Origin of the sequence: Stieleria sp. (assembly GCF_041595215.1) — a bacterium.
GTDB lineage: Bacteria > Planctomycetota > Planctomycetia > Pirellulales > Pirellulaceae > Stieleria > Stieleria magnilauensis.
The window spans coordinates 1-2,447 of record NZ_JBFHKV010001193.1; the positions used below are offsets into that span (position 1 = coordinate 1).

Sequence of the window (2,447 nt, forward strand, 5' to 3'; positions counted from 1 at the left end):
CCGGAGGGCTCGCGCCCTACCGCTAAAAAATGCTTCACGGCGTTGCCCTGTCGGGGTAACCCGCGACGCAGTGCCACATCGATGTTGGCCACATGAATTCTGGCCGGAAGAGCCACTCGCGTCACTAAACCGTCGAGCGTTTCGCGACCGCGGGGCAAACAACGTGAGAGTGCTGGGACTTGAACCCAGGACCTTTCGATTAAAAGTCGAATGCTCTACCAACTGAGCTACACTCTCATCGCGACGTGGGGTGTAGCCCGCGTCTGTCGTCGATGACCGCAAGACCGCCAAGGATCTAACGGCCACCGAATTCATTTTATTGAGTGTCTCCGTGGGAGACGCTCAAGCGGAGCGGACAGGATTTGAACCTGCGGAACGGTTTGACCCGTTCACCGATTTAGCAAACCGGCGCTTTCGACCACTCAGCCACCGCTCCGTACCCACCGTTTTTCGGTGACTCGGTGGGTCTTTCTTGAGGCGAGATTGTGCGGGATAGATCAATTCTTGACAACCCATCGTTTTGCCTTCCCCGGGCGGAAATAATAGAGATTCAATCGGCCGGCCGGGTTCGGGCCATTTTGGGACGTCCGAGCCCGTGTTTGGACGGTTTTTGCTTGGCCTTGTTGGAGCTGGCCTTGACCGGTTCGGGCAATCGCCGACAGTCTTGACGACCTGAATCCCACACTTGCCGCGTTTTTGCCGCTGACGACCGACGCCACGATGCTGACCACGATTTCACACCACGCGATGGCGGCAGAATTCTCGGTGTTGCTGGCTGAATCCGACGCGCATCTGGTCGAGGCTGCCTTCGAAGCTCTGGAATTGCTCGACCGGATCGAAGCTGATTTGACGGTCTATCGCGAAGACAGCGAGATTTCTCAAATCAACGCCGTCGCCAGTGAGCGACCGGTCTCGGTTTCCGAAAGCACGTACCGTTTGATCCAGCGGTCGATCGCATGGAGCGAAAAGTCGGCCGGTGCGTTTGATATCACCGCCGGCCCGCTGGTGCGGGTTTGGGGCTTCACCGAACGGCGGGGAAGAAAACCGACCGCTGCGGAGGTCCAAGCCGCGGTGGACCGGGTGGGTTACACCGCCGTCCGGCTCGACGACGAACATCGCTCGGTCGCCTTCGAGCGGCCGGGGATGGAAATCAACTTGGGAGCGATCGGCAAAGGATTCGCACTCGACGAACTCGCCGAAACTCTCACCGCGCGGGGGCTGCAAAACTTTCTGATTCACGGCGGCGGCAGCAGTGTGATCGCCCGCGGCGACCAGCTCGCCGACACCCGGCAGGGCTGGGCGGTCGGCATTTCGCATCCGACCAAGCCCAAGCAGCGATTGGCCGGCATTCGTCTCCGCGACGAGGCGCTTTCGACCAGCGGTTCGGGCAAACAATTCTTTCACCACCGCGGGCGACGTTACGGGCACGTGATTGACCCCAGAAGCGGATATCCGGCTGGCGAACTGCTGTCGTTGACGGCGATTGCCGACAACGCCACCGACGCCGAAGCGTGCAGCACCGCCTTTTTTGTTTGCGGCATCGACGCGATCCGGGCGGCCGCCGAAAGCGATCCCGATTTGCCGCGGATGATCGGTGTTCGCTCGAAAAACCGTCAGGATAGCGTCCGTGTACTGCCCTTTGCGGAGTTCGAGTGGGTTGACCCGCCCACCGACGACCCGTCGCACTGAAATCAGTCTGGACGCCGCCGACGCCGGGATCTTAGAAGGCAAACAAGAGAGTCAAGACCGGCGTGACGCGATGCCGATGAAGCGATCGTCAGCCGCCCGCGCGGTCCCCCTTTTTTGAATAATGAACGGATTCAACTCATGAATATGAATTTTTTTCAGTGGCTTCGAGAAGGAGTGCGCCAGTCGGTGGTTCTCGGCGTCAGCGATGCGGTCGAGCAAATCGGTCTGCCGGAGACGGAACAGGAAGTCCAGCCCACCCTTGCCGCGTTGCTGGGAAATGATTCCGCCACCACAACCCCCCCGCGGCGAAAAACGACCGCAGCCGGCCGCAAACGCCTAGGCAAATCGCTCAAGGAAATGAACCCGAGCAAGTAGTGCATCGCTCGCTTGGCCCGGTCACAGGCGACCGTTCGACCATTCCGCGCAAGCAGTGATGCAGCCGAGTCGCAATCGCCCGAAGCGATCGTCATTTCAGCGGCACGTACAGCTGCGTCACCAACGCCTCGGGCGGAGTGTTCTCGGGGCTGTTGGCGTAGAGTTCGACGCCGGGCAGTTTTTTGTTGACCTTGCGTTTGCAGGCTCGCAAATTCTGGTAGGCCGCCGCCCAGGCGTTGCCCAAATGTTCGTAGCGTCCGGTGTGGGTGACGTGCATGGCGCTGAAGCCGGGCAGGGATCGCGCGGTCAAGCCCGGCGGCGTTGCCGTGCCTTCGTCGACCACCATGCCGCTGGTGTATGACAGCGTTTGTGTCTTGAGGTCC

Annotated in this window: 3 protein-coding genes and 2 tRNA genes; 2 read left to right on the forward strand and 3 right to left on the reverse strand. The window is 60.5% G+C overall.

Going from position 1 to position 2,447, the window contains the following annotated elements; all coding sequences use genetic code 11:
- Positions 1 to 164: 164 nt before the first annotated feature.
- Positions 165 to 237 (reverse strand) — tRNA-Lys (locus ABX749_RS29585).
- 110 nt (positions 238 to 347) lie between these two features.
- Positions 348 to 436 (reverse strand) — tRNA-Ser (locus ABX749_RS29590).
- Between the two features lie 284 nt (positions 437 to 720).
- On the opposite strand from ABX749_RS29590, the gene ABX749_RS29595 reads away from it, so the two are divergent.
- Positions 721 to 1,689, forward strand: a complete 969-nt coding sequence (locus ABX749_RS29595) for an FAD:protein FMN transferase (RefSeq protein ID WP_372899204.1) — start codon at positions 721 to 723, stop codon at positions 1,687 to 1,689.
- Between the two features lie 138 nt (positions 1,690 to 1,827).
- Positions 1,828 to 2,064: a hypothetical protein gene (locus ABX749_RS29600; protein ID WP_372899205.1), complete on the forward strand. Its 237-nt coding sequence runs from the start codon at positions 1,828 to 1,830 to the stop codon at positions 2,062 to 2,064.
- 91 nt (positions 2,065 to 2,155) lie between these two features.
- Here ABX749_RS29600 and ABX749_RS29605 read toward each other — a convergent pair.
- The coding region (locus ABX749_RS29605) for a GyrI-like domain-containing protein (RefSeq protein ID WP_372899206.1) at positions 2,156 to 2,447 on the reverse strand (292 nt) is incomplete at its 5' end.